A 26,665-nucleotide genomic window follows, 5' to 3' on the forward strand; every position below is an offset into this window, starting at 1 on the left:
GCATCGATCTGCTCATGAAACAGTTAAGGATGATTTCGATGTCGGGGTGGGCAGTGTTTTTCACGTTTTTCATCCCAGTGACTACCTACGCCGCTCAGCAGGTCTACAGCAATAATGTTTTCCTGCTGAACACCTGTGGCGTGCCTCTGGAATTGTCCGTGGTGCATGACTCCAACTATGACGATAAAGCCCGCCGCTTGGTGTTGAGTCCAAATCAGCGCAGAACTATCGCCAACTACAGATCGTTCGGCGAGGACGTAGCCGGTCAGATCAGCGACCTGTACAGCCTGTCGATCAAGAGCCCGACGGCGACCAAAACTATCGACGCGCAGACATTGCAAAAGGCTGTCGCAAGCACCGAAAGAACTGAAGAAAAAGCTGTTCGTTCATGGGTCATTACTGATGGTTCTTTCTGCCCATGAAGTTTTTTAGCGGGAACGGCTCAATGAAATCAAGAGCGTGGCAATGCCTGGCCGCTTTCCTCTGCTCGGTCGGTTTGCTGACGATTCTGGTCGGCTTCGCGCTGGTGTTGCGAATGGAAAGCTCGACCAAACCAAAGCTGTTCGCTCATCCCAACGCGTTGTGGGTTGGCGCCGAGGATGGCGGGGTATTCGTTGAAGTGACCAGGAACGAGGCGCCGGACTATTACGTCGAGATTCGCCACGAGAGTGGCGGAATGTGGACTGAGGGCTGGGTTCGATACGGCACACGGGACAGCTATCCGTTGAGCGCTACCGCCATCGGCGGCTACGACGGCGTCGAACTCTATGTGTATTCGGCGATGGCGATCACGCCGAAAAAACAGGGAGTGGCGCAGCGATGAATATCTACGCGCGTCTTGCACTCTGTCTGGCGATTCACGCGGCGGGATGCGTGGCCTACGTGTTTCTGAATAACGCAGTGGTTGTGGCCTATAAGGCCTTCAACGGCGGATTCACCACCCGTGGCGTGGCGATTGGCATCGCTCACTACATGTTCATCTACATATTTTTTGGCATAAACGCGCTGGCCGCGATCATCCCGAACCTGTGGGCGAAGCTCGGTTTGCTCGCACTGATGGTTGCCTGGATTCTGTTCATGATGGTGCCGGACAACCCGCTACGTGCGCTGTTCTACACCGTGGCCCAAGGCGGAGTCACGTTGTTGGCGATTCTGCTCACGCAGGTGATTGAACTGCGTTGGGAAAGACTTGCGCTGATGCGGCAGACGTCGCCTGCGAGCCCTGCTCATGCTTAGTCGTGCGCAACTGAGCTTCTTCATGGCGGCCTTGTGGTGGCCATTGCTGGCGGTGTTGGCGATCAGTTCCTATGACCTGTGGAGTGGCGAGTATTCAACACCCGAGTCGTCCGGGATTTATTGGCAGTACCTGTTGTGGTGGGGAATTCCCGGGCTTTTGGGTTTTTCGCTATGGATGTCCCGATCGGCGCAGAGCCGCAACGAGCAACAGGCACTGCGGATGGTTTGGTGGGCGCCGGTGAAGTTCATCCCGTTCTACGCCGTGCCATGGATGCTGTATGGCCTGCTCAGTCTGGTCGTCGGTCAGCTCAGTGATGCCTACATGGCGTACGGCTGGATCTCGATTGTGCCGTTCCTGCTAATTGGCGGTTATGTCTGTGCCGGCGTGACGGTCGCGCTCTACAGGATATTTTTTTGATGCGTTTCACTACCAGGCAGGTAACCCGTGTCGTTTAACCACTACTACCAAAGCGAACTCACCGCACTGCGCCAACTCGGTCGCCGTTTCGCCGAGCGTAGTCCGGCGTTGGCGCCGTATCTGGGCCAGGCCGGGCGGGATCCGGATGTGGAGCGGTTGCTCGAAGGCTTTGCGTTTCTGACCGGGCGGCTGCGCCAGAAGCTCGATGACGAGCTGCCGGAGCTCAGCCATTCGTTGATGCAATTGCTGTGGCCGAACTACATGCGTCCGCTGCCGGCGTTCAGCATTTTGCAGTTCGATCCGCTCAAGCGTTCCGGGCCGGCATTGCGCGTCGAGCGCGATACGCCGATCGAAAGCAAGCCGATCGAAGACGTGCGTTGCCGCTTCCGTACTTGCTACCCGACTGACGTGCTGCCGCTGGATCTGGCCGCGTTGAATTACTCGGTGAAGGGCGACGGCTCGCTGCTCAGCCTGCGTCTGGAAATGAGCGCCGACGGCCACCTTGGTGAGCTGGAGCTGAGCAAACTGCGTCTGCACTTTGCCGGCGAGCGCTACATCAGCCAGATGCTTTATCTGAGCTTGCTGCGCAACCTTGAAGGTATCGAGCTGATCCCGCTCGACGGCGCTGGCAAGCCGATCGATGGCGTCAGCGGCAAGCCGATGGCGTTCAAGATTCCCGGTGATCGGGTCAAACCGGTGGGCTTTGCCGAAGAAGAAGCGTTGATCCCGTATCCGCTAAACACCTTCCGCGGCTATCGCTACCTGCAGGAATACTTCGCCTTCCAGGACAAATTCCTGTTCGTCGACGTCAACGGTCTGGACATCATCAACGCGCTGCCGGAAGACACCCTCAAGCAGATGCGTGGCCTCGAATTGCGCTTCGATATTCGCAAGAGCGGCATCATGCGCATGCGGCCGACGCTGGATAACGTGAAGCTGTTCTGCACGCCGATTGCCAACCTGTTCGCCCACGATGCATTGCCGATCCGCCTCGACGGCAAGCAGGACGAATACCTGCTGCTGCCAGCGGAATACGATCTGGAAAACTGCGGTGTGTTTTCGGTGGAAACCGTGACCGGCTGGAAGCCCGGTGGCCTTGGTTATCAGGAATACGTGCCGTTCGAATCCTTTGAGCATGACCCGAGTTTCGACGTGCCCAACAGCCGTCCGCACTACAGCATTCGCCAGCGTTCGTCCTTGCTGCACGACGGCCTCGACACCTACCTGAGCTTCGGCATCCGCCACACCGAAGCCCACGAAACCCTGTCGATCGAGCTGATCTGCACCAACCAGAACCTGCCGCGCAAGCTCAAGCTTGGCGACATCTGCATGGCCTGCGAAGAGACGCCCGAGTTCTTGAGTTTCCGCAACATCACCCCGGCGACTTCCAGTTTCGCGCCACCGCTGAACCGTGACTTCCTGTGGAAGCTGATCAGCAACATGTCGCTTAACTATCTGTCGCTGGCCGACGTCAATGCGTTGAAGGTGATTCTCGAAACCTACGACCTGCCGCGCTACTACGACCAGCACGCGGAGAAGGTCAGCAAACGCCTGCTCGGCGGCCTCAAGCACATCAAGCATCACCACGTCGACCGCTTGCACCGTGGGTTGCCGGTGCGCGGTTTGCGCACCGAACTGACCATCGACCCGGAAGGGTACATCGGCGAAGGCGACCTGTTCGTTTTCGCTTCGGTTCTTAACGAGTTTTTCGCGCTTTACGCCAGTCTCAATTCATTCCATGAGCTGCGCGTAAAAAGCACACAGGGAGAGGTGTACCAATGGACACCACGTATGGGCCTGCAGCCCCTGCTTTAAGCGGGCTGACCAAGGTAATACGCGAGTACTCGCTGTTTCAGGCCGTGCTGCTGGTGATCGACCGGCTGCGCGAGGCACACCCGCACCTGAGCGAAGACGATCTGTACGACCACGTGGAGTTCCAGGCCAACCCGAGCCTGGGCTTTCCGCGCAGCGACGTCGATCGCGTGGAGTTTTTCGAAGAGCACGGGCAGATGCGCGCGCGCATGCGTTTCAACCTGATCGGCCTGGTCGGCTCCGGTTCGCCATTGCCGGCGTTCTATGGCGAACAAGCCCTGGGCGACAGCGAAGACGGCAACCCGACACGCAACTTCCTCGACCTGTTCCACCATCGCCTGCAACGGCTGATGCTGCCGATCTGGCGCAAGTACCGCTATCGCGCGAGCTTCCAGAGCGGCGCGATCGACCCGTTCTCGTCGCAGTTGTTCGCCCTGATCGGTCTGGGCGGCGACGAGATCCGCAAGGCCAAGGAACTCAACTGGAAACGCCTGCTGCCGTACCTCGGTCTGCTCAGCTTGCGGGCGCACTCGGCGGCGTTGATCGAAGCCGTGCTGCGTTACTACTTCAAGCACGAAGACCTGGTCATCGAGCAGTGCATCGAGCGCCGCGTAGAAATTCTCGAAGAGCAGCGCAATCGTTTGGGCCGCGCCAACAGCCTGCTCGGCGAAGACCTCGTGCTCGGCGAACACGTGCGCGACCGCAGCGGCAAATTCCGCATTCACATCACCGAACTCGACTGGCAGCGATTCCATGAATTCCTGCCGATCGGTTTCGGTTACCAGCCGCTCTGCGCGCTGGTGCGGTTCACTTTGCGTGACCCGCTCGATTACGACATCCGCCTGGTGTTGCGCCAGGAAGAAATCCGCGAACTGCGCATCGGTGAGCAGAACGCCTGTCGCCTCGGTTGGACCAGTTGGCTGGGCCGCGAAAAAGCGGACGGCGTGGTGACCCTGGGCAGCAAAATTCATTAAGGACGTGAGCCATGATCAACGTAGACCTGCAACAACTCATCCAGGCGCTGGACGCCGAAACCCGTCGTGATCTGGAACGTTCCGCCGAGCGTTGCGTGGCCCGTGGCGGTAGCAAGATCCTCGTCGAAGATTTGATGCTCGGCCTGCTCGAGCGTCCGAACGGCTTGCTGTCGCGCGCACTGCAGGATGCAGACGTCGACGCCGGTGAACTCAGCGCCGCGCTGCAATCGCGCGTCGAACACAGCGCTTCGCGCAACCCGGTGTTCGCCCCGGAACTGGTGCAGTGGCTGCAAGATGCGCTGCTGGTGGCCAACCTCGAACTGGGCCAGACCCAGGTCGAAGACGCCGCGCTGATCCTTGCGCTGCTGCGCAACCCGATGCGCTACGCCGGCAGCCGTTATCAGCCGCTGCTCGCCAAGCTGAACATCGATCGCCTGAAGGAATTTGCCCTGTCGCAACAGGAGCAACCGGCAGCCAATGGCAAACCGGCCGCGCAGGGCGAATCGCTGTTGCAGCGCTTCACCCACAACCTGACCCAACAGGCCCGCGACGGCAAACTCGACCCGGTGCTGTGCCGTGACGGCGCGATCCGCCAGATGGTCGACATCCTCGCCCGTCGTCGCAAGAACAACCCGATCGTCGTCGGTGAGGCCGGTGTCGGCAAGACCGCCATCGTCGAAGGCCTAGCGTCGCGCATCGCCGCCGGTGAAGTGCCGCAAGTGCTCAAAGGCGTTGAACTGCTGTCGCTGGACATGGGCCTGTTGCAGGCCGGCGCCAGCGTTAAAGGTGAATTCGAACGTCGTCTCAAAGGCGTGATCGACGAAGTCAAAGCTTCGCCGAAACCGATCATTCTGTTCATCGACGAAGCTCACACCCTGATCGGCGCCGGCGGCAACGCTGGCGGTTCCGACGCGGCCAACCTGCTGAAACCGGCACTCGCCCGTGGCGAATTGCGCACCATCGCCGCCACCACTTGGGCCGAGTACAAGAAATACTTCGAGAAAGACCCGGCGCTGGCCCGTCGTTTCCAACCGGTGCAACTGCACGAACCGACCGTCAGCGAAGCGGTGACCATCCTCCGTGGTCTGGCGCAGGTTTACGAGAAGAGCCACGGCATCTATCTGCGTGATGACGCGGTGGTCTCGGCGGCTGAACTGTCCGCACGTTATCTGGCCGGTCGGCAACTGCCGGACAAAGCCGTCGACGTCCTCGACACAGCTTGCGCCCGCGTACGCATCAGCCTCGCCGCTGCCCCGGAAAGCCTTGAGCGCCTGCGTGGCGAACTGGCTGAAGGTGGCCGTCAGCGTCAGGCCCTGCGCCGCGATGCCGAAGCCGGTCTGCTGATCGACCACGAAGCGCTGGATGCACTGGAAGCGCGTCTGGACGAAGCCGAAGACGAAATGGTCGCGCTGGAAACCCTGTGGACTGAACAGAAGCAACTGGCCGAGCGCCTGTTGGAGTTGCGTCAGCAACTGGCCAAGGCTCGTGAAGCCGCCGCTGTCGAGCCGACCGTCACCGTCGAAGAAGACGCCGAAGGCGCCGTGATCGAAACCGTCGCTGCCGAAGTCGAAGAAGGCCAAAGCGTCGAAGCGCTGGAAGCCCAACTCAACGAAACCCACAGCGCCCTGACCGCCGCACAGGTCAAGGAGCGTCTGGTCAGCTTCGAAGTGTGCCCGCGTCTGGTTGCCGAAGTGATCAGCGCCTGGACCGGCGTGCCATTGGCGCAACTGGCCCGCGAGCACAACGCCAAAGTCGCCAGTTTCGCCACCGACCTGCGCACGCGCATCCGTGGTCAGGAACAAGCCGTGCACGCACTGGATCGCTCGATGCGTGCCACCGCTGCCGGCCTGAACAAACCTGACGCGCCGGTCGGCGTGTTCCTGCTGGTCGGCCCGAGCGGCGTCGGTAAAACCGAAACCGCACTGGCCCTCGCTGATTTGCTGTACGGCGGTGATCGTTTCATCACCACCATCAACATGTCCGAGTTCCAGGAGAAGCACACCGTCTCCCGTCTGATCGGCGCGCCACCGGGCTACGTCGGTTACGGCGAGGGCGGCATGCTCACCGAAGCCGTACGCCAGAAGCCGTACTCGGTGGTGCTGCTCGATGAAGTCGAGAAGGCTGATCCGGACGTGCTCAACCTGTTCTATCAAATCTTCGACAAGGGCGTGGCCAACGACGGCGAAGGTCGCGAGATCGACTTCCGCAACACGTTGATCCTGATGACCTCGAACCTCGGCAGCGACCGCATCAGCGACCTTTGCGAAAACGGCGCACGCCCGACGGCCGAAGTGCTCGAAGAAACCATTCGCCCAGTGCTGAGCAAACACTTCAAACCGGCGCTGCTGGCGCGGATGAAAGTGGTGCCGTACTACCCGGTCGGCGGCCCGGTGCTGCGCGAGCTGATCGAGATCAAACTCGGTCGTCTCGGCGAGCGTCTCAACCGTCGCCAGCTGGATTTCAGCTGGTGCCAGAACCTCGTCGATCACCTGTCCGAGCGCTGCACGCAAAGCGACAGCGGTGCGCGCCTGATCGATCATCTGCTCGATCAGCACGTGCTGCCGCTGGTGGCGGATCGTTTGCTCGACGCCATGGCTACCGGCGAAAGCCTCAAGCGTGTGCATGCCACGCTCGACGGTGAAGCCAGCGTGACGTGCGAGTTCGCCTGAGGTGGGTGTGATGTTCACTCAGGTGCCGCAGCCACTGGTCTATGCCGAAGCGTTGCTGGCGCAGTTCGCCAGTCTGTCGCGGGCGGCGGACGGTGCTGCGTTGCTGGGTGACTTCGTGCGCGGGTTGGCCGAGCTGAGCGGTTGCGAATTGACGCAGCTGTATCTGCTCGACGCCACCCACACGTGCCTGGGGATGAACGCCGAATGCCTCGACGGCGCCTTGCAACCGCGTGAAGCGGCGAGCCTGCCGGCGGATTACAACGGTGAGCAACTGCTGCAATTCGCCCTGTGCCAGAACCGCGTGGTGTGCCTCGACGACTTGAGCGGCAGCCTGCACGAAACCAGTTTCCTGCCAGCGGCGACCTCGCCGTGGCAGTCGCTGTTGTGCGTGCCACTGGTCAATCAGCACAAAGCTGTTGAAGGTTTGCTGTTGTGCGCCAGCCGTCGTCGTACCCACCTGCAAGGCTTCGCCGATTCCCTCGGCCAGCTCGGCTCGTTCGTGCTTGGCCAGTTGCATTTGCTGCAACGTCTGCGCCAGCCACTGGCGGAATCGGCAACGGTAGCGCGCAGCGTGCCGAGCATCAGTGGCTATGGCTTGATCGGCAAAAGCGCGGCGATGCGCCAGACCCATTCGCTGATCAGCAAAGTCCTGCACAGTCCGTACACCGTGTTGTTGCGCGGCGAAACCGGCACCGGCAAGGAAGTCGTTGCGCGGGCGATTCACGATTGCGGCCCGCGCCGTTCCCAGGCGTTTATCGTGCAGAACTGCGCGGCGGTTCCGGAAAATCTGCTGGAAAGCGAGTTGTTCGGCTATCGCAAAGGCGCCTTCACTGGTGCCGACCGCGACCGCGCTGGTCTGTTCGATGCGGCCAATGGCGGCACGCTGCTGCTCGACGAGATCGGCGACATGCCGCTGTCGTTGCAAGCGAAGATCTTGCGCGTGTTGCAGGAAGGTGAGATCCGTCCGCTGGGCTCCAACGACACGCACAAAATCGATGTACGCATCATCGCCGCAACGCACCGCGATCTGTCGACGCTGGTCAGCGAAGGCAAATTCCGCGAGGACTTGTACTACCGCCTCGCGCAATTCCCGATCGAGCTGCCGGCGCTGCGTCAGCGTGAAGGCGACATCCTCGAACTGGCCCAGCACTTCGCCGAGAAGACCTGCACGTATTTGCAACGCGATCCGGTGCGCTGGTCGAGCGCGGCGCTGGAACACCTGTCCGGCTACAACTTCCCCGGCAACGTGCGTGAACTCAAGGCCTTGGTCGAGCGTGCGGTGCTGTTGTGCGAGGGTGGCGAGTTGCTCGCCGAGCATTTCTCCCTGCGCATGGAGGCAATGCCGGAAGACAACAGCCACCTGAATTTGCGCGAACGTCTGGAGCAGGTCGAACGCACGTTATTGCTCGACTGCCTGCGCAAGAACGACGGCAACCAGACCCTCGCCGCCCGCGAGCTCGGCCTTCCGAGGCGCACGCTGCTGTATCGGCTCGGCCGTCTGAACATCAATCTGGGAGATTTCGATGGGTAGGCAAAAAGTCATCGAAATCCTCGCAAAAACCAATTTCAGCGCCGCCCGCAAGGGTCGGCGCTTTGTGCTTTGTCTACCCCTGGAGACCCTCTGATGTCTGTTCGTCACTGGCAAGCTGTCCTGCTGACCCTCGTCGTTCTATGCGGCCTGGGCGGCTGTAGCGGCAATTACAAATTCAACGACAACGACTATCGCCCGTTGGGTGACCCGCAAGCGGTCAATCGCGGCAAGTGACCGCAAGGAGCATCAAACATGGAATTGGTTTTCGAAATGCTGAACACCAAGCAGTTCGTGCCCACCGAGTTGTGCCAGAAGACCTTTAAACAGGCCGGCGGCGTGATCGGGCGGGGCGAGGACTGCGACTGGATCATCCCTGACCGCAAGCGTCACCTGTCCAATCACCACGCGATTGTCAGCTACCGCGAAGGGACGTTCTTCCTCACCGACACCAGCAGCAACGGTGTCCAGGACGGCGAGAGCGGCGCGCGTCTGCACAAAGGCGAACCGGTGCGCATCGAGCACGGCAGCACCTACGTGCTGGGTGACTTCGAAATTCGCGCGCGACTGGTGCGCGACCCGGCGACCTTCGACGGTGAAGTCGGCCGTCCACGCGCCGCTGGCAGCATCATTCCCGACGACGCGTTCCTCGATCTCGACCCGCTCAATGCTCTCGAGCAGCAAGAGCGTGTGTACTCGGAAATCGACGAGTTGCTGGCGCCGAACACCAAACCTGAGGATTCCCGTCAACGCGCCGACTACGCGCGCATCGACATGGAAAGCCTGATGGTGCCGGAGCTGATTGCCGCCCCGGTCGAACCTGAGCCCGCTCCGGCACCGAAAGCCGTTGAGCGTCAAAGCGAAGGTTTCTGGGATCATTTCGGTGCGGCGCTGGGTGTCGACGTCAAAGGCCTCAGCCACGACGAACGCGAAGCCCTGGCGCTGAACGCTGCGCGCTTGTTGCGCCAAAGCATCGGCGGTCTGCAGCAAAGCCTGCGCACCCGTTCGGAGCTGAAAAACGAGCTGCGTCTGGCCCAGACCACCGTGCAAGGCACCAACAAGAACCCGCTGAAATTCGCCGTCGATCCGAGCGAAGCCCTGCAGATTCTGTTGCAGCCAAGCAAGCCCGGCCATTTGCCGGCCGAGCAAGCGATTTCCCGTGCGTTCCGCGATTTGCAGGCGCATCAAGTGGCCCTGCTGACCGCTAGCCGCGCCGCTGTGCGTGGCACGCTGGAGCACTTCTCGCCAGAGCAACTGACCCTGCGTTTCGAGCGCGACAACAAGCCGTTGATCGCCACCTCGGGCGGGCGCTGGAGAGCGTTCGGCCGTTATCACCAGGCGCTGCGTCAGGACGATGACTGGAGCGAGCGTCTGCTGGCCCGAGACTTTGCCCAGGCTTACGAAGAACAGATCCGCCTGATCTCCACCCTCCACACCGACCACCAAGGATGATGCGCATGTCTCGCCGCTCGACCGCTTTTTTCAAGACGCTGACTGCGCTCACCGTGCTGGTGCTGCTCGCCGGTTGCTCGTCGCTGTCGCCGTACTCGAAAGTGACCAAGATCAACCTGAAGCTGACCGGCAGCGATCAGCTCAACCCGGACCTCAACGGTCGGCCGTCGCCGATCGTCGTGCGCCTGTTCGAACTCAAGCACCCGGTGACCTTCGAAAACGCTGATTTCTTCAGCCTCTACGAGCGCGCCAAGGAATCCCTCAACCCGGATCTGGTGGCCAGCGAAGAACTCGAGCTGCGCCCGGGTGAAACCGTGGAGATGAAGCTCAAAGTGGAAGAGGGCAGCCTTTATGTTGGCGTTCTCGCCGCTTACCGCGACTTGCCGGACACCCAATGGCGCCACACCATTCAGATCACTCCGCTGGAAGTCACTGAAGTCGATCTGACTCTGGACCAGACCGGCATCCGTAACACCAATCAAGTGCTCGCCAAGGCGGATGACTGATCATGAATACCCATAAAGTCATTTGGCAGGAAGGCATGCTGCTGCGCCCGCAGCACTTCCAGCACAACGATCGTTATTACGATCACCAGATGAAAACCCGCACCCAGTTGCTCGGTGGCTACACTTGGGGTTTCCTCAATCTGGAGATCGACCTGCAGTTTCTCAACATGGGCAAACTGGTGATCAGTGAAGCCTCGGGGATTCTGCCGGATGGCAGCCTGTTCGAACTCGGTGGCAACACCGAGCCGCTGGCGCTCGACGTACCGCCGAACACCGGCAACACGCCGATCTACCTGGCACTGCCGCTGGTCACCGGTAACCACATCGAGTCGCGCCGTCCGGAGCAGTCCGACGTGCTCGCGCGTTACACCGCGTACGACGCCGAAGTGGCCGACTCCAACGCCGGCGACGATTCCGCCAGCCAGGTCAGCTGCGGTCGCCCGGACTTCAAACTGTTGCTCGGCGAGCAGCAGAGCGATCAGGCCTACGTGAAGCTGAAAATCTGCGACGTGCTCGACACCACGCCGGACGGCGTGATCAGCCTCGACCCGGACTTCGTGCCGACCTACATTCAGGCCCACGCCTCCAGCTATCTGCTGTCGTGCCTGAAAGAAGTCATCAGCATGCTCAACCACCGTGGCGACACGATTGCCGAGCGGATTCGCTCCAACGGCAAGGTCGGCGGCGCGGAGGTCGGCGACTTCATGATGCTGCAACTGATCAACCGTACCGAACTGCTGCTGCGCCACTACCTCGGCCTGGAGCAGGTGCACCCGGAAGAGTTGTACCGCACGCTGCTGACCATGCTCGGCGATCTGGCGACCTTCTCCGGCGAAAGCAAACGTCCGCGTCTGGACAGCCGCTACTCCCACGCCGATCAGGGCGGGAGCTTCCGCAAACTGATGGAAGCGATTCGTCAGGTGCTGTCGATGGTGCTCGAACAGCACGCCATCGAACTGATCCTGCAAGCGCGTCAGTACGGCATCATCGTCTCGCCGTTGCACGACCACAAACTGCTCGGATCGGCCTCGTTTGTGTTGGCAGCCAGTGCCAACTGCGACTCCGAAGAACTGCGCCACCGCTTGCCGGCGCACCTCAAGGTCGGCCCGGTGGAGCGTATCCGCCAACTGGTCAACCTGCACTTGCCGGGGATCAAGGTCAAACCGTTGCCGGTGGCACCGCGGCAGATCGCGTTCCATTCGAACAAAACCTATTTCATCCTCGAACTCAGTTCCGAAGACCTGGCACAACTCGAGCGCTCCGGCGGTTTCGCGTTCCACGTGTCCGGCGAATTCGCCGAGCTTGAACTGAAATTCTGGGCCATCAGGAACTGACCGACATGATCAAGGAAACGGATTACAACCAGGACGACAAAACCGTCCTGCTCGATCGTCAGGGCCACGGACCGGCATCGAGTCCGCTGACCGACTTCGCCGCGCCGCCGCGTTTCGAGCAACTGGAAGAACGCATGATCTACGCCGCGCGCCTGCGCCCGGCCGAAGCGTTCAACATCAGCCTCAATTCGCTGGTGGCGGCCTCGTCCGAGCTGCTTTCGGAAGTGGTGCGCCTCAAGCACAGCGAAACCCGCGAAGACTTGTACGCACTCAACGAGCGACTGACTGCGGGCCTGAAACTGTTTGAAGTACGCGCCCTGCACAACGGCGCCGAAAGCAGCCAGGTGATGGCCGCGCGTTACGTGCTCTGCACCGTGGTCGACGAAGCCGTTGTGACCACACCGTGGGGCAACGAAAGCGAGTGGTCGCAGATGAGCCTGCTGAGCAGCTTCCACAACGAGACCTTTGGTGGCGAGAAGTTCTTCCAGTTGCTCGATCGGCTGTCGAAGAACCCGGTCAAGCATCTGCCGATGCTCGAGCTGATGTACCTGTGCCTGTCCCTCGGGTTCGAAGGCAAGTACCGCGTGCAAGCGCGCGGCATGCTCGAACTCGAAGGCATCCGCGACGCCTTGTACCGGCAGATCCGTCAATTGCGTGGCGACGTGCCGCGCGAGTTGTCGCCGCACTGGGAAGGCTTGAACGATCAGCGCCGCAACCTGGTGCGCATCGTGCCGGCGTGGATGGTGGTGTTGTTCACTCTCGTCTGCCTGGTGGTGATGTATTCGGGCTTCGCCTGGGTCTTGGGCGAGCAGCGCGACACCGTTCTGCAACCTTATCAGCCGCTTGATCCGGCCGCGGTGCAACCGCAGTCGCAGCCGTAAACAGGGACGTGTGATGAAAAAGTTTTTCAAGAAAGTCGGCGCCTTCCTGCGCCAGACCTGGGTCTGGACCTTGCTGCTGGTGCTGTTCGTGGCGCTGCTGGTGTGGTTCGTTGGCCCGTTGTTGGCGGTTGATGATTACAAGTTCTGGGAGAGCGCGACCTCGCGCTTGCTGACCATCGCTGTGCTGTTCCTGATCTGGGGCCTGACCATGGTCTTCGTCAGCTGGCGCGCGGGTATCCGCAAGAAAGCCGAGGAAGAAAGCGAAGACGGCCAGGATCGTATCCGCCGCGAAGAGCTGATCGACGAAGAGCAGAAGGAGTTGAAGGTGCGCTTCAAAGACGCGCTGAAAACCCTGAAGACGTCGAGCCTGTATCGCGGCCGCAGCGAGCGCTGGCGCAGTGACTTGCCGTGGTACCTGCTGATCGGTCCGCAGGCCTCGGGCAAGACCAGCCTGCTGGACTTTTCCGGTCTGGAATTCCCGATCAACAAGATCGACCGCAAGCTGACCCGCGACACCCTCGGCACCCGTCATTGCGACTGGTACTTCGCCGACCACGGTGTGCTGATCGACACCGCCGGGCGCTACACCACGCAACCGGATGTGGAAGTCGACGGCGGTGCCTGGACAACGTTGCTGGAACTGCTGCGCAAGCGCCGTCGCGGACGTCCGTTGAACGGCGTGCTGGTGACCATTCCGGTGGAAACCCTGCTCGGTGGCAGTGAGCAGGACATCGACACCCTTGCGCGCCAGATTCGTGGCCGTCTGCAAGACGTGCATCAGAAACTGCACGTCGACGTACCGGTCTATCTGGTCCTGAGCAAGGCTGACAAGCTGCTCGGCTTCGACGAGTTCTTCGATCAACTGACTCGCGAAGAAAGCGATCAAGTGCTCGGCACCAGTTTCCGCAAGGATCAGGTCGGCACCGACGTCGCTGTGCTGCGCAACGAGTTCGAAGAACTGCTGCGTCGCCTCAACAGCCAAGTGATCATGCGCATGCACTCCGAGCGCGACACTCAGCGCCGTGGCCGCATCCTCGACTTCCCGCATCAACTGGGGCTGATCGGCGAGCGCCTGTGCCTGTTCGTCGACATGGCGTTCACCGGTAACCGTTATCAGCGAGCCACGCAACTGCGCGGTTTCTACCTGACCAGCGCACCGCACTTGACTCAAGAGATGGATGCGACCACCGCCGGCATCGGCGCCAGCCTCGGCATGAGCGCCGGTGTGCTGCCGACCCTGCGCAGCGGCCGTTCGCGGTTTATCCATCACTTGTTCAGCCAGGTGATTTTCCCTGAGTCCGATCTGGCCGGTCTGGACAAGCGCGAACGCAGCCGTATTCATTGGGGCCAACGTGCGTTGTACGTCGGCGCACTGGCGGCACTGGCACTGTTCGGCATGCTCTGGGCGGGCGGTTTCTCGGCCAACTACGAGCGCCTGGAAAACCTGCGCAATCTGGCGCAGAACTGGACGCAACAACGCACGGCATTGTCGCCGCGTGATGACGCCATGGGCGTACTGAAAACCCTCGACAGCAGCTACGCCGCGACGCAGGTGTTCCCGAAGAAGGGCGACGTTTCGTATCACGAACGTGGCGGTCTGTATCAGGGCGAAGACGTCAATCCAGTGGTCAAAGAGGCTTACGAGCGCGAGCTTGAAAAGCAACTGCTGCCACGGGTAGCGACGATGCTCGAAGGGCAGATCCGCGCCAACATGAAGGACCGCGACCGCCTGCTCAACAGCCTGCGCGCGTACCTGATGTTGAACATGAAGGATCGTCGCGATGCCGCGTGGCTCAAGGACTGGGTCGCCACTGACTGGTCGACGCGCTACACCGGCAACACCGCTGTGCAGAACGGTTTAAGCGCGCATCTGGAACGTCTGCTGAAGCAGCCGTTTATCTACCCGCTGAACGATCAGTTGGTCACTCAGGCGCGTCAGGTCTTGCGCAGCGAATCGCTGGCCACGGTGGTTTACCGCATGCTCCGCGAGCAGGCGCGCAACCTGCCGGACTACCGTTTCAGCCAACACCTCGGTCCACAAGGCTCGCTGTTTATCGGCACCGAATACGTGATCCCGGGCTTCTACACGCAAACCGGTTATCAGCAGTATTTCTCGGTACAGGGTTCGGCGCTGGTTACCGACATCCTGCGTGACAACTGGGTGCTGGGCGAAGGTGCGGGCATCAGCGACATGGACTTGCGTCGTCTGATGGTCGAGCTGGAGCAGCTGTACTTCCGCGACTACGCCAACTATTGGAGCGAAGCGGTTGGCCAGGTTGCCCTGCCGCCGATCAGCGACGCCGGTGAAGGCGCCGAACAACTGGCGGGCCTGACCTCGGCGAATTCGCCGGTACTGGCGTTGCTCACTGAAGTGCGTGAGAACACCCGCTTCCAGGCCGCTGCAGACCCTGTCGAAGAAGCTGGCGACGCTGCTGATGCGCTGGCTGGGCAGAAAGGCAAACTGGGTAAGGTTGGCAAACTTGCCGCCGCCGCAGCAGACAAGGCTTCGGCCCTGAACGTGGCGAAGACCCTGCCGGACACCGCGAAGAAGTCGCTGCAACGCCGCTTCGAACCGCTGCATCGTTTGCTCGATGACAACAACGGCCCGGCGGCGGACCTGACGCCAGCGCTGAACGCGCTCAACGACCTGCAACTGCAACTGGCCGGCCTGGCCCGTTCCAGCACGCCGGAACAAGCCGCGTTCGAAATGGCGAAAACCCGCATGAGCGGCCAGCGTGATGCGCTGACCAACCTGCGCAATGCCTCCGGCCGTCTGCCGCGCCCACTGAGCGTGTGGTTCAACGTGCTGGCCGAAGACTCGTGGCGTCTGGTGCTTAACGATGCTTACCAATACCTGAACGGCCGTTATCAGAACGAGCTGTACAGCGTGTATGGCAAAACCATCAGCAAGCGTTATCCGTTCAGCGCCAGCAGCACCAGCGACGTGGCGATCAGCGATTTCCGCGAGTTCTTCCGCGCGCAAGGCACCGTCGACCGCTTCTTCGACAGCTACATGCGTCCGTTCGTCAGCGGCGATCCGGGCAACTACCGCATGCGCAGTGTCGATGGTCACAGCCTGCCGGTGTCGAAAATGTACCTGGACCAGATGGCCGCCGCGCTGACGATTCGTCAGAGCTTCTTCTCGATCAACCCGGCCGAGCCGACCGTGCAGTTCAAACTGGAGCCGTACACCCTCGACCCGGCGGTCAGCCGTTCCGAGTTCAAGTTCGGCGACAAGACCATGGAGTACCGCCACGGTCCGATCCTGCCAATGTCGTTCAAATGGCCGACCGATGCTGAAGACGGTCGCACCAGTCTGGTCATGGACAAAATGGCCGGTCGCCCGATCGGCATCGAGAAGAACTCCGGCCCATGGTCGCTGTTCCGCCTGTTCGACCTGATGCAGACCGAGTACCTGAGCGGTCGCGACGTGCTGGTGCTGAAAGCCGACGTGGGTGGCCTGCGCGCCAACTACCTGCTGACCAGCCAGCGCACGCCGAACCCGTTCGACATGGGCGTACTGCGCACCTTCCGTATGCCGGTGCAGCTCTGATGCTGGTGGCCAGTGCCTGGCGCAGCGCGGCGCGGACCGACCCGGGCAAGGTGCGGGCGCGCAACGAAGATGCCTTCCTCGACTCGCCACAGCAGGGGCTGTGGGTGGTCGCGGACGGCATGGGCGGTCATCAGGGCGGCGACATCGCCAGCCAGTTGATCGTCGCCAGCCTGGCTGAACTGCCGCAACACGAGGACTTCGACGAACGCCTCAAAGCCATTCGCCAGTGCCTGCACTGGCTGAACCGGCGTTTGGGGCAGGAGTTGACGGTCACCGCCGGACGCCACGACAGCATCATGGGCAGCACCGTCGTCGCGCTGCTGGTGGAAGGTAATCGCGCGGCCTGCATCTGGGCCGGCGACAGCCGTTGCTACATGTGGCGCGGGCAGCGGTTGTATCAGCTGTCCAAGGACCATTCGCTGCAACAGCAATTGATCGACGAGCAACAAATGAGCGTCGAACAAGCGGCGGCGCACCCGGCGGCTCAGGCCTTGACCCGAGCCGTCGGCGCCGCCGAACAACTGACCCTGGATGTCCTCGAACTCGAGGTCTATCCGGGCGATGCGTTTTTGCTCTGCAGCGATGGTTTGTATCAGGGCCTGAGCAGCGATGCCCTCGGCAACGCCCTCAGCCTCAGCGCGCCGCACGTGGCGCTGGAACGTTTGTTCGACGGCGCCCTGCGTGGTGCCGCGCGCGACAACCTGACAGCCGTGGTGATCCGCCAATGACTGAAATCGAATCCTCAGTCGACGACTTGCTGATGAGCGAAGAACAGGCCAACAACCTGACCTACTTCGCCTTTGCCAAGGAAAACAAGGCAGAGCCTTTGCTGGCGCCGACCAAGGCCAGCATCGGTGCACTGCCGGATGTACTCGCCGGTCGCTACCACCTCGAGCGTCTGCTCGGGGCCGGTGGCATGGGCGCCGTTTACCGGGCGCGGGATCTGCTGCACGAACAGTTCGGTGATCCCGACCCTTACATTGCGCTGAAAATCCTCAGCGAAGAATTTGCCGAATCGCCGGACGCCAGTGCCTTGCTCTACAGCGAGTTCGCCCTGACCCGGCGCCTGCGCCACGACAACGTCGTGCGTGCACACACCTTTGAAGTCGACACCGATTGCCAGCGGGCCTTCATCACCATGGAATACATGCGTGGCCTGACCCTGGACAAATTGCTCTGCGAGCGGCCCCTCGGCCTGCCGTGGCAAGAACTGCGCGACATCGTCCTGCCGCTGCTCGACACGCTGGCTTACGCCCACGGTCGCGGCGTGTTGCACGGTGACATGAAACCGAGCAACGTCATGCTCAGCGAAGATGGCTTGCGCCTGTTTGACTTCGGCCTCGGTCAGGCAGAGGAGGGCGTGATGCCCGGCCTGCCGCACCTGAGCCGGGAACGCTTCAACGCCTGGACCCCGGGCTACGCCGCCCCCGAACTGCTTGAGGGCCAACCCTTGTCGGCCAGCGCGGACGTGTACGGCGTAGCCTGTGTGATCTACGAACTGGCGGGCGGCAAACACCCGTTCCGCCGCTTGCCCTCGACCCAGGCCCGCGACGAGCACCTGGAGCGCGAACTGCAAGCACCGGCGAATTTACCGAAACACGGCTGGCCAGCGCTGCGAACCGCGCTGAGCTTCGACCCGGCAGAACGCAGCATCACTGCCCAACAATTGCGTGACGCCTTGGGCGCCACTTCGTCCTGGCTGCAACGGTTGCGACTTCGGGCGTAACGGATGACATTCGAACAGGGAGCACTTTATGTTCAACCCAGCTAACGAAACCCACTTCAGCCTCAAGGTCGAAGACTACGTCGGCGACCTGCAAGTGCTGTCGTTCACCGGCACCGAAGGCATCAGCCAGCCGTATCGCTTCGACCTCGAACTGGTCAGCGAAAACCCGGATCTGGACCTTGAGCAACTGCTGCACAAGCAGGCGTTTCTGGCGTTCGATCCACAAGGCTCGGGCATCCACGGCCAGATCTACCGCGTCGCCCAAGGCGACGCCGGCAAGCGTCTGACCCGCTACAAAGTGTCGATGGTGCCACAGTTGCAATACCTGCATCACCGCACCAACCAGCGCATCTACCAGCAGATGTCGGCGCCGAAAATCATCGCGCTGATCCTCGAAGAACACGGCATCAAGGGCAACGCCTACAGCTTCCAGCTCAGCCAGCCATGCCCGGATCGCGACTACTGCGTGCAGTACGACGAAACCGACCTGCACTTCGTCCAACGCCTGTGCGAAGAGGAAGGCATTCACTACCACTTCCAGCACAGCGACAAAGGCCACCTGCTGGTGTTCGGTGACGACCAGACCGTGTTCCCCGACCTCGGCCAGCCGACCGCGTACGTACAAGGCAGCGGCATGGTCGCCGAAGAACCGGTGATCAAAGGCTTCAAACTGCGCCTGGAAACCCGTACCAGCCGCACCACACGCCGCGACTACGACTTCGAAAAACCGCGCCTGCAAATGGAGGCGGCTTATAAGCCCGATGGCGAGAGCACCGAACCGGACCTCGAAGACTACGACTACCCGGGCCGTTTCATCGACCGCGCCCGTGGCAAGTTCCTCAGCCAACGCGCCCTCGAACGCCATCGCGCCGACTACCGTCAAGCCGAAGGTCGCGGCGACCAGACCAAACTGGTCAGCGGCCACTTCATGGCCATGTCCGACCACCCGCGCAGCGAGTGGAACGACCTGTGGCTGCTCACCGAAATCTTTCACGAAGGCAAGCAGCCGCAAGTCCTCGAAGAAGGCGTGACCAGCGACACCACCGACAACAAGGACGACTTCCACCAAGGCTACCGCAACACCTTCCTCGCCACCCCGTGGGACGTGTTCTACCGCCCGGCGCTCGAACACCCGAAACCGCGCGTCCTCGGCAGCCAGACCGCCATGGTCACCGGCCCTAAAGGCGAAGAAATCCACTGCGACCAATACGGCCGCATCAAAGTCCAGTTCCACTGGGACCGCGAAGGCCTCGCCGACGACAAAACCAGCTGCTGGCTGCGCGTCTCCAGCTCCTGGGCCGGCGACCGCTACGGCGCCATCAGCATCCCGCGCATCGGCATGGAAGTCCTCGTCACCTTCCTCGAAGGCGACCCCGACCAACCGCTGGTGACCGGCTGCCTGTACCACAAGGAAAACCCGGTGCCGTACGCACTGCCGGCGAACAAGACTCGCAGCGTGTTCAAAACGCTTAGCTCACCGGGTGGCGGTGGGTATAACGAACTGCGCATCGAAGACAAGAAAGGTGCGGAGCAGATCTACATTCATGCGCAGCGCGACTGGGATGAGAACGTTGAGCACGATCAGAAGATTCGGGTCGGGAATGAGCGTCATGACACGGTGGTTAATAACACCTACACCGAGCTGAAGGCTGAAGAACACCGCACGACGATTTCCGACCGCAAGATTGAAGCGAAGCTGGATGATCACCTCACGGTTGGGCAGAACCAGCATGTGAAGCTGGGCACGGCGCAGCTGACCAGCGTGGGGAAAGAGATACACCTCAAGGCTGGGGACAAGATTGTTATTGAGGCCGGGACGGAGCTGACCATTCTTGGGGGTGGGAGCTTTATCAAGCTGGATGGCGGTGGGGTGACGGTGGTTGGGCCGGTGATCAAGATCAATGCCGGTGGCTCGGCTGGTTCCGGCACCGGGATCGGGATTAAACCGCCGGTGCTGCCGGGGGCGGCGGATAAGGATAAGGCGGGGAGTTTGATGGATCAGGCGTTGTTGAATGCGCCGGCATCTACTCCGCCAGCATCGGAGAAAAAGAGCTTCCGTATTCAGATGAAACGTCCCTATGACAAAAAAGGTATTGCTGGACAGCCCTATACGCTGGAAGTGGATGGAGTGACCTACAAAGGCACAACTTCTAGTGAAGGGTTTGTTGACCAGCCAGTTCCGCCCGATGCGAAGAAGGGCAAGCTTACTTTTTATCCTTTTGGCGCAGAATCTCAGCCATGGGTATGGGAGTTGGACTTGAAAGCTCAGTCGGAAGCCTCGGACGTGAAAGGGCTTCAGTCCCGCCTTAAAAATCTTGGGTTCTATGATGGGGAAATCGACGGTGAAAATGGCCCGAAAACGAAGCATGCCACTCGTTGTTTCCACCGTTCTTGTGAGTTGGCAGACAAAGATTATCTTTCTTCCAGCGATATCAAGCGTCTCGAAGAACAGCATATTGCATAAGGGAATGAGCAATGATTTACGGCAATTTTGATCTCCGTAAAAAGGATCATGACGGAAAACCTGCGCAGAACACACCTCCACGTTGGGGAGGTGTTGATAACCCACCAGTTGCTATTACTAATGCTGAAACAGCTGGTGCAGCTTCGGGGAATAGCGCGGCCTTAGCAGTGCCAGAGCATGTAAGAAAGCTTCAGGAGGACTTGATTGGTCTAGGGTTCTCTGTACTAGGCAAACCTACTGGGGAGTTTGATACTAGGACCGAGTGGGCCGTTCGAGAATTTCAGATATATGCTTCAATGGCACAGGTTGCATGTGTTAGAGCTGAAAAAAAGGGGCAGCTGCTGCTAGATCAGGCTGGTTCCCCCGTGCGGATAAATAACTTGGATGTTTACTATGACGGCTCGGCGGGTGTTGTAGCCAAAGCTGGAAAAGCTCCGGTTGTTAGCGGGTCAACTGTAGGTCCTGTAACTTATTATGTTGATAGTCTTCAGTCTATAGCTAACTCTGCAAAGTATGTTGGTCCTGTAAGCGGTGTCGTGAATGAAAAGACCAGAGTGGCGATAGAACACTGGCTCGATAACGACTATCGGTGTCCAGTTGTTTTTGAAGCTTGGAAGATAACGGCTGGAAATAGGACCGAGTTGGCTCAAAAGGGTTGTAATATTTGGGCTCATGATAGTTTTACTGAGGGCGGCCCAAGAGTTGTATTCAGGGATTTCAGTAGTTACTTTGCGTTTCCTGATGGTCGTGCTCAAACAGAATATCATGCAGTTGGTTACTATCAGACCGGAACCTATGGTGGACCTAATGCGGGGAAAACGCATAGTTGGTCCTCCCAGACTGAAATGACAGTTGAGAAAATAACCGGTGCCCCCGCTAACCCAGCGCAACTAAATAGTCCAGCCCTTTCAACATATCGGACGATAAGGGTGGTTGCGGAAGCAGAATGTTTTGGTCGATTTGACGTACTAAACGCTTGGGATAATGCTCTTATTTCTGGCGGGCCTTGCCATTGGACTATGGGGCTATATTCAACAATTCCAAATATAAATGCATATGGGAAAGGTGAGCTTCCTGGATTTATGGCCTATCTGAATAATCGTGAGCCTGAAATTTTTAAAAAGGTTTTTGGTAATTTTGGTTTATATCCAACGAAGGCATGGAATAGTCCGGGTTTGTATAACGAGGATCTAATGACCTATGCGGCTTGGGTCAAACTCGCAAATGATAGTTACGCTGTTTCGCAAGCAACTCATTCCGACAGTGAGTTTACAGAATTAGGCGACTCGAAAGACGAGGCGCATTATTTGAAAACGTGGCATTGGTTTTATCGATTGAGTATGGCTGCGCGCACAATTCCTGGTTATAGAGCAGCAATGTGGTCTATGGCCAAACTAAGACTAAGGGAAATACTGACTGACCCGATTAGCTTCAGTGTTGGCGGTGTGGTCGTCAATAGTACTATAGGGACTATCTATACCTCGGAGAAGGCAGTGGCCATACTTTTGCGTTGGCATGTTTGGCGACCTTCACACATCGTTGGTGTACCACAATACAATCAGCTTCGCCATGTCCTTCAAAACACGATAAACACGTCGGGAGGGGTGAATTGGCAACTCCCGATTGCTAGCTGGGGGGCGGCACATGAATCGGCACTGACAACAAAATTATTTAATGCTTTAGTAGCTTTGAATAATACGATCACTGGGGCCATAGTTTATGGTTCCGGTCAAGTTCAAGGTGCCGTTAGAACTGGGCGTCACACATTCATTATGGAGAATTGATATGAGATTTTTTTTGTTGCTTGCATTTTTTGCGGCTACGGTCAACGCTGCCCCTATAGATGTATGTGCTCCGGCAGATGGTGCTAAATATTTTTTATCCCAGTGGACGGAAGGTGTACGTGATTTTGATTTGCTTTCTCGAATTGAAGATGAAAAATTTTCAATTGAGGAAGGAAAGGTCGTCACTAGTGAAGATATCAATGGTGACGGAGTGAAAGATTTTATTTTTCTTTCATATTCAAGTGCCGGGTCGAGCGGTGATTTTATTTATGAATTTCTAATTCAATGTCGTGGCTTTTTAAGAAACGTTGGTGGTGAGTATTTTGCTGATGTGAAGGTTCTCGATACTCATCCAAAAGATAGTCTGTTTAGAGATATTAAAATCTACTCTTATAACAGGGATAAGCAAGATCAAATTATGCACAGAGATGGTAAGCCGTTAACTACCCCTCATATTTGGCGCTTTAATCCGGAAACGAAGCTGTATGAAGGTGAATCGAGATAGTAACGAATGAAAGTGAGAAGACAGCGCAAAGTAGGGGACGGGTTAGTTTTCTAATCCGTCCCGGTCACACTCCTTACGCTTTCGCGGCCTTTCCTGCAATCAGGTCTTCCAGATCATCCAAAGCACGTTCCACCATGATCTGCGCACCATCGGCAATTCGGCTAAGGGCTAGCGCTACCGAGCGGTTTGAGCCTTCGACGTCGTCCGCTAATTTGGCAGCGATGGCGCTGATGGACAGCATGTCTTCGGAGGCGTTGGCCAGGAGGGCTTCCGAGTCGATGTCATTGGAGATGGTGAAGAGTCTGCCTTTACGGCGTTTGGACTGTTTGTCGTTGGTAGGCGGGAAGTAGTTAGCGAAGGCGCGGTCGGCGGCTTCTTTGTCGAGCGTCGCAGTGTCGAGGGATTCTTCGGCGGGGGCACCAGTGTTGACTGGCGGGTTGGGCGTCACTTTGAACATGGATGTATCTCCGTCTGTATATGAGGAGCCACCACCGTTCGCTTGCACGCAAATTAAGGTGGCAGCTGTGCGCAGGTGTGCAAGACCGGGCAGACGGACCCGGCAGATCGCTCTCGACAGAAGGATCTCCCACGCACAGCCGCCATACAGTCGGTACCGCGAGCAGGGATATGCCTGATCAGCGACCAATGACGTTGCGCGTCGTCTTTTACCCGGACTTGCACGTCCGTGTCACCGTTTTTTGCGGTGACAAATCAAGGTTAGCGGTGAAAGCGAGGGGTGGATAGTTCATGGATGGCTCGGCGTCTTGCGGGAAATGTCCGACGAACATGACATCCGTTTAGCAGAAGATCGGAGGATCGTAAGTTCTGTTTAAGCGTTTGCGTCAGAAAATGGAAGGGTCTTACAGCAGGACACCTGTATCTGATTCTGAGGTTGAGTGGGTCAAATTCAGATCGTATGAATTGCAGACTTTTATAGTTTTTCAAGGAAATCAGGGAATGAAGATTTTCAGATTCGGCGTCGTTTTTTTACTGTCCTTGCTATCGTCCCTCGCCCATGCGGAAGGCACGATGATCGCAACGGTGCTTCAGGCGGATTTTTCCAAAGATCCGGAAATACGACTGCTCGTGAGGGTTGTAGACGTAGGATGGGGGCCGGATGCTCCATCCATGGCCCTTCGTAAAGATTGTCTGGCGAGGGTGAAATCGTCTGACCGTCCCGGCCCGGATCCTTGCTTTTCGATTGAAATAACCGAGAGCAAAAAGCAACGCGCCATTGTTCGGCAAACGCTTCTGAATGATCCTCAGCGCTCAAGTGACCCGATCTATCTGGAAATTGTTTACCAATCGGAAGTCAGCGAGAGCGATCCGACCAATCATTATGGGCGGTCTGCCCGGCTGAAAGTTGAAGAGAACGGTTTCTACAATTGGAACAACGAAACCAAGCAGGCATTGGCGGACGTTGTGTGGCCAACTTTGCCGAGTGGGACGCTTGATCTGGTCGTGACGGATACGGATGCACTGCTCAACCTGGTTTACCGGGAGCGCATGGAGCGGTTGGACGAAAAAGCACAGAAAGAGCTGAGAGAAACCCAAAGAGCCTGGATGAAGTTTCGCGATGCGGAGTGTCTGCCTGAGGCGAAATCGTATAAATCGGTGTTTGGGGAATGGTCGAACTCCTGCTTGATCCGCGCGACGATAGAGCGAGCGCGTCAATTGGCTATGGCTCCGGACAAGAACAAGCAGTGAAGTAAAGCGTTTGAAGGTCACGGGCACTTATGAGTTGATAACTCAAGGCTCACAGATCGTCTCGATGTCTTACACAAAGCAGTCCAGCGGCAAGGTGTACAGCTTCGGAATCAATACCGGCATCGACTCCTCTCCGGAGTCCGGATGCAAATGGGAATAGGGCGAGTACATGCATTTCAAAACTTTAGCGTTATCACTGCTGGGCCTGCTGTGGACGATCCCGTCGCTAGCCGAAATCGCTACGTTCAGCCCAACCCAAGGCGTTGAAGCAACGCTGGTTCTCGAAGGCTCCAAGCTGAACATCGCGGTTAAAAGCGAAACGCAAAGCGAGTCGCGGACAATCGATTTTGAAGCCGAGAATGAACTCCACATGCAGTTCGACGATTTCAATTTCGACGGCGCCAAGGATTTCGCGATCTGGCAACTCGATGACGGCATGGGCACTTACCACTACTACCGGGTATTCATTTACCAAGCCAAAACCGGCACGTTCGAAGAGTTGCAGCCGGACTGCGGCGATGGCTTCGTTAACCTGCGCGTCGACAAAAAGCGTAAAGCGTTGCTCAGCACCTACTGGGAAATGAACATACCCAAGCAATGCATCACCCGATTCACCAAACGCAAAACCTGAATGACTCAAGGATGAACACAGTGAACCGTTTTGTTTTAACCCTGCTGGCCGCACTGCTGCCGCTTTCATCTGTCTATGCGCAGGATGACTGCAGCCATGTCACCTCAAGCCTGGAAATGGTGCCCTGCTCGGAGGCGGCGAAGAAGGCTGCCGATACGCAGTTGAATTTCAGCTACAAGCAGCTAATGACGCGACTTGAGTCTGACTATCGAGCAGATCCGGCATTGGGCGCGGAATACGCGGCGAAGGTTAAAGAGTCGCAACGTGCGTGGTTGAAGTTGCGAGATGCGAACTGCCCTTTGGAAGCGTTCGAGATCGAGGCGGGGATGCCTGCGCATGTGTTCGCGGTTAACTCGTGCATCGCCAGAATGAGTCGCGAGCGCTCGGCGTATCTGGACAAGATCGTCCCTGTACTTTCATCCGACAAGAACGCTTCGACGGCTCCTACCAGCGACGCTTGCCCCTCGGAGGAGTTCGCGCCTTTCCTGACAGCGTTTTCCGCCAACAGCGAATCACAACGCCGTCTCACGGCGATGACGGTCAAGTCGCTGGTGTTGAAACCGGTGGCGGGAAAGGAACGTAGTACCTTTGAGCCTTCGACCTCGGGAGTCAGTGGAGCTACTTTCAACTATCCGCTGATGGCTGCAATCACGCCCGGCAAGACACTTGGAGTCGAAATCGAAGAGGTCGATGACAGTCACGTCAATGTGGTGGATAAGAGGGCAGGTAACAGCAATGTGAAAATCTTCAACTTCTCTCGTCAGGCGTGCTGGGTGCTTGAGGGGATTGAGGATTGGTCGATCAGTGAGAAGGATCTTGTCGCAACACGTAATCCAGGAATGAGCCGCGCCGAGAACTTCTGTGATCAGCGTGCTGAAGCTTTAGGTGGGCTTGGGTTGCTTGAGCAATACCCTCTAACGGTGGAACTGGTTGAAGCGTCCCTAGAAAATTATGTATGTGCTGCGGAGTCAGGTGATGCAGAGGCAAGTCTTTCGGCGGCAAGCCTGAGTCTTTCTCAAATGGCATCCCAGTTGGAAACCAGCAAAGTAGAGGCGCTGTTCAAAGCGGCCTCGAAAATACCGAGTGGCGCGCTGGCCTATGCCACGTTTTTTTGTGTCGGAAACTCCACCGACTATAACGGCCCTTGCCTCCATCCCGAGCAGGCGAAAGAGCAGGTCATTCGGGCGATCACCATGGGTTCCACTGACGCGATGAATTATCTGGCCTCGACCTTTGAAGGTGGCGAGCTTGGAACGAAGGATATGTCGCGGGCGCTAGCCTGTTATCAAATGGCGGCTGACAAAGGTAATCAGTTGGGCATCTTCAACGTGGGGCGATTGGGAACACAAGGCGCTGAGCCGATCAAGGCCAGTCACTGCATCTGAAATGCCGGGTCATGTCTGATGCGTTTTCGCAGTCGTTGAGTCTGAATCCGTCCGGTAAAACGTTTAGTTTTTGAGCATCTGACGACCGCGATTTTCCTTT

23 protein-coding genes are annotated in these 26,665 nt (G+C 58.6%); 22 read left to right on the top strand and 1 reads right to left on the bottom strand.

The features are described from left to right. The first annotated feature begins 14 nt into the window (after window positions 1-14). From ACM6IN_RS16570 to ACM6IN_RS16660, 19 genes are all read left to right on the top strand, one after another. Window positions 15-422: a hypothetical protein gene (locus ACM6IN_RS16570; protein WP_123376081.1), complete on the top strand. Its 408-nt coding sequence runs from the start codon at window positions 15-17 to the stop codon at window positions 420-422. Between the two features lie 23 nt (window positions 423-445). Continuing rightward, entirely contained in the window at window positions 446-823 is a 378-nt protein-coding gene (locus ACM6IN_RS16575; protein WP_123376082.1) for a hypothetical protein, read from the top strand. Next, window positions 820-1,236 carry a hypothetical protein gene (locus tag ACM6IN_RS16580; protein ID WP_110718144.1) on the top strand — a complete coding sequence of 139 codons (417 nt, stop codon included), beginning with the start codon at window positions 820-822 and terminating at the stop codon, window positions 1,234-1,236. Before ACM6IN_RS16575 ends, ACM6IN_RS16580 begins: the two co-directional genes overlap by 4 nt. Then, window positions 1,229-1,654, top strand: a complete 426-nt coding sequence (locus ACM6IN_RS16585; RefSeq protein ID WP_414916381.1) for a hypothetical protein — start codon at window positions 1,229-1,231, stop codon at window positions 1,652-1,654. Before ACM6IN_RS16580 ends, ACM6IN_RS16585 begins: the two co-directional genes overlap by 8 nt. 27 nt (window positions 1,655-1,681) lie before the next feature. Next, on the top strand, window positions 1,682-3,469 hold the full coding sequence (tssF, locus tag ACM6IN_RS16590) for a type VI secretion system baseplate subunit TssF (RefSeq protein WP_007920286.1): 1,788 nt from the start codon (window positions 1,682-1,684) through the stop codon (window positions 3,467-3,469). Continuing rightward, window positions 3,433-4,440: a type VI secretion system baseplate subunit TssG gene (gene tssG, locus ACM6IN_RS16595; RefSeq protein ID WP_007920288.1), complete on the top strand. Its 1,008-nt coding sequence runs from the start codon at window positions 3,433-3,435 to the stop codon at window positions 4,438-4,440. The genes tssF and tssG overlap by 37 nt, the downstream gene beginning before the upstream one ends. A gap of 11 nt (window positions 4,441-4,451) precedes the next feature. Then, complete coding sequence (tssH, locus tag ACM6IN_RS16600) at window positions 4,452-7,109, top strand: type VI secretion system ATPase TssH (RefSeq protein WP_414916382.1); 2,658 nt, start codon at window positions 4,452-4,454, stop codon at window positions 7,107-7,109. A 10-nt stretch (window positions 7,110-7,119) separates the two neighbouring features. Beyond that, a complete protein-coding gene (locus ACM6IN_RS16605; protein WP_095113199.1) occupies window positions 7,120-8,640 on the top strand; it encodes a sigma-54 interaction domain-containing protein in 1,521 nt (506 codons plus the stop codon). 93 nt (window positions 8,641-8,733) lie between these two features. Beyond that, window positions 8,734-8,874 carry a hypothetical protein gene (locus ACM6IN_RS16610; protein WP_007920296.1) on the top strand — a complete coding sequence of 47 codons (141 nt, stop codon included), beginning with the start codon at window positions 8,734-8,736 and terminating at the stop codon, window positions 8,872-8,874. 18 nt (window positions 8,875-8,892) lie between these two features. After that, a complete protein-coding gene (gene tagH, locus ACM6IN_RS16615; protein WP_034152083.1) occupies window positions 8,893-10,089 on the top strand; it encodes a type VI secretion system-associated FHA domain protein TagH in 1,197 nt (398 codons plus the stop codon). 5 nt (window positions 10,090-10,094) lie between these two features. Further along, a complete protein-coding gene (gene tssJ / locus ACM6IN_RS16620) occupies window positions 10,095-10,595 on the top strand; it encodes a type VI secretion system lipoprotein TssJ (RefSeq protein WP_095119786.1) in 501 nt (166 codons plus the stop codon). A 2-nt stretch (window positions 10,596-10,597) separates the two neighbouring features. Next, a complete protein-coding gene (tssK, locus tag ACM6IN_RS16625) occupies window positions 10,598-11,929 on the top strand; it encodes a type VI secretion system baseplate subunit TssK (RefSeq protein WP_007920300.1) in 1,332 nt (443 codons plus the stop codon). A 5-nt stretch (window positions 11,930-11,934) separates the two neighbouring features. Beyond that, window positions 11,935-12,810, top strand: a complete 876-nt coding sequence (icmH, locus tag ACM6IN_RS16630; RefSeq protein ID WP_007920301.1) for a type IVB secretion system protein IcmH/DotU — start codon at window positions 11,935-11,937, stop codon at window positions 12,808-12,810. 13 nt (window positions 12,811-12,823) lie between these two features. Continuing rightward, entirely contained in the window at window positions 12,824-16,363 is a 3,540-nt protein-coding gene (gene tssM / locus ACM6IN_RS16635; protein ID WP_414916383.1) for a type VI secretion system membrane subunit TssM, read from the top strand. Further along, window positions 16,363-17,091: a PP2C family protein-serine/threonine phosphatase gene (locus ACM6IN_RS16640; RefSeq protein WP_038359322.1), complete on the top strand. Its 729-nt coding sequence runs from the start codon at window positions 16,363-16,365 to the stop codon at window positions 17,089-17,091. Before tssM ends, ACM6IN_RS16640 begins: the two co-directional genes overlap by 1 nt. Beyond that, a complete protein-coding gene (locus ACM6IN_RS16645) occupies window positions 17,088-18,089 on the top strand; it encodes a serine/threonine-protein kinase (protein WP_095119789.1) in 1,002 nt (333 codons plus the stop codon). Before ACM6IN_RS16640 ends, ACM6IN_RS16645 begins: the two co-directional genes overlap by 4 nt. A 28-nt stretch (window positions 18,090-18,117) precedes the next feature. Next, window positions 18,118-20,553, top strand: coding sequence for a type VI secretion system tip protein TssI/VgrG (tssI, locus tag ACM6IN_RS16650; protein WP_414916384.1), 2,436 nt, complete (start codon window positions 18,118-18,120; stop codon window positions 20,551-20,553). Window positions 20,554-20,564: 11 nt separating this feature from the next. Beyond that, a complete protein-coding gene (locus ACM6IN_RS16655) occupies window positions 20,565-22,337 on the top strand; it encodes a peptidoglycan-binding domain-containing protein (protein WP_257356613.1) in 1,773 nt (590 codons plus the stop codon). A gap of 1 nt (window position 22,338) precedes the next feature. Beyond that, window positions 22,339-22,842: a hypothetical protein gene (locus tag ACM6IN_RS16660; protein WP_241000845.1), complete on the top strand. Its 504-nt coding sequence runs from the start codon at window positions 22,339-22,341 to the stop codon at window positions 22,840-22,842. Between the two features lie 73 nt (window positions 22,843-22,915). On the opposite strand, the gene ACM6IN_RS16665 is transcribed toward ACM6IN_RS16660, so the two are convergent. Continuing rightward, entirely contained in the window at window positions 22,916-23,299 is a 384-nt protein-coding gene (locus tag ACM6IN_RS16665) for a DUF6124 family protein (RefSeq protein WP_414916385.1), read from the bottom strand. 500 nt (window positions 23,300-23,799) lie between these two features. Here ACM6IN_RS16665 and ACM6IN_RS16670 point away from each other — a divergent pair, with 500 nt between their 5' ends. The 3 genes from ACM6IN_RS16670 to ACM6IN_RS16680 all read left to right on the top strand — a co-directional run bounded on the left by ACM6IN_RS16670 (window position 23,800) and on the right by ACM6IN_RS16680 (window position 26,565). Next, window positions 23,800-24,549, top strand: coding sequence for a lysozyme inhibitor LprI family protein (locus ACM6IN_RS16670; protein ID WP_257356611.1), 750 nt, complete (start codon window positions 23,800-23,802; stop codon window positions 24,547-24,549). A gap of 169 nt (window positions 24,550-24,718) precedes the next feature. Further along, window positions 24,719-25,180, top strand: coding sequence for an XAC2610-related protein (locus ACM6IN_RS16675; RefSeq protein WP_257356610.1), 462 nt, complete (start codon window positions 24,719-24,721; stop codon window positions 25,178-25,180). 20 nt (window positions 25,181-25,200) lie between these two features. Next, entirely contained in the window at window positions 25,201-26,565 is a 1,365-nt protein-coding gene (locus ACM6IN_RS16680; protein ID WP_414916386.1) for a lysozyme inhibitor LprI family protein, read from the top strand. Window positions 26,566-26,665: the final 100 nt, after the last annotated feature.

It is taken from the genome of Pseudomonas sp. IT-P395 (genome assembly GCF_949767675.1).
Classification (GTDB): Bacteria; Pseudomonadota; Gammaproteobacteria; order Pseudomonadales; family Pseudomonadaceae; genus Aquipseudomonas.

Excerpts from the sequence above, each read along its gene's own strand:
- ACM6IN_RS16570 (WP_123376081.1), top strand. The coding sequence starts at position 15 with ATGAAACAGTTAAGGATGATTTCGATGTCGGGGTGGGCAGTGTTTTTC.
- ACM6IN_RS16575 (WP_123376082.1), top strand. The coding sequence starts at position 446 with ATGAAATCAAGAGCGTGGCAATGCCTGGCCGCTTTCCTCTGCTCGGTC.
- ACM6IN_RS16580 (WP_110718144.1), top strand. The coding sequence starts at position 820 with ATGAATATCTACGCGCGTCTTGCACTCTGTCTGGCGATTCACGCGGCG.
- ACM6IN_RS16585 (WP_414916381.1), top strand. The coding sequence starts at position 1,229 with ATGCTTAGTCGTGCGCAACTGAGCTTCTTCATGGCGGCCTTGTGGTGG.
- tssG (WP_007920288.1), top strand. The coding sequence starts at position 3,433 with ATGGACACCACGTATGGGCCTGCAGCCCCTGCTTTAAGCGGGCTGACC.
- tssH (WP_414916382.1), top strand. The coding sequence starts at position 4,452 with ATGATCAACGTAGACCTGCAACAACTCATCCAGGCGCTGGACGCCGAA.
- ACM6IN_RS16605 (WP_095113199.1), top strand. The coding sequence starts at position 7,120 with ATGTTCACTCAGGTGCCGCAGCCACTGGTCTATGCCGAAGCGTTGCTG.
- ACM6IN_RS16610 (WP_007920296.1), top strand. The coding sequence starts at position 8,734 with ATGTCTGTTCGTCACTGGCAAGCTGTCCTGCTGACCCTCGTCGTTCTA.
- tagH (WP_034152083.1), top strand. The coding sequence starts at position 8,893 with ATGGAATTGGTTTTCGAAATGCTGAACACCAAGCAGTTCGTGCCCACC.
- tssJ (WP_095119786.1), top strand. The coding sequence starts at position 10,095 with ATGTCTCGCCGCTCGACCGCTTTTTTCAAGACGCTGACTGCGCTCACC.
- tssK (WP_007920300.1), top strand. The coding sequence starts at position 10,598 with ATGAATACCCATAAAGTCATTTGGCAGGAAGGCATGCTGCTGCGCCCG.
- icmH (WP_007920301.1), top strand. The coding sequence starts at position 11,935 with ATGATCAAGGAAACGGATTACAACCAGGACGACAAAACCGTCCTGCTC.
- tssM (WP_414916383.1), top strand. The coding sequence starts at position 12,824 with ATGAAAAAGTTTTTCAAGAAAGTCGGCGCCTTCCTGCGCCAGACCTGG.
- ACM6IN_RS16640 (WP_038359322.1), top strand. The coding sequence starts at position 16,363 with ATGCTGGTGGCCAGTGCCTGGCGCAGCGCGGCGCGGACCGACCCGGGC.
- ACM6IN_RS16645 (WP_095119789.1), top strand. The coding sequence starts at position 17,088 with ATGACTGAAATCGAATCCTCAGTCGACGACTTGCTGATGAGCGAAGAA.
- tssI (WP_414916384.1), top strand. The coding sequence starts at position 18,118 with ATGTTCAACCCAGCTAACGAAACCCACTTCAGCCTCAAGGTCGAAGAC.
- ACM6IN_RS16655 (WP_257356613.1), top strand. The coding sequence starts at position 20,565 with ATGATTTACGGCAATTTTGATCTCCGTAAAAAGGATCATGACGGAAAA.
- ACM6IN_RS16660 (WP_241000845.1), top strand. The coding sequence starts at position 22,339 with ATGAGATTTTTTTTGTTGCTTGCATTTTTTGCGGCTACGGTCAACGCT.
- ACM6IN_RS16665 (WP_414916385.1), bottom strand. The coding sequence starts at position 23,299 with ATGTTCAAAGTGACGCCCAACCCGCCAGTCAACACTGGTGCCCCCGCC.
- ACM6IN_RS16670 (WP_257356611.1), top strand. The coding sequence starts at position 23,800 with ATGAAGATTTTCAGATTCGGCGTCGTTTTTTTACTGTCCTTGCTATCG.
- ACM6IN_RS16675 (WP_257356610.1), top strand. The coding sequence starts at position 24,719 with ATGCATTTCAAAACTTTAGCGTTATCACTGCTGGGCCTGCTGTGGACG.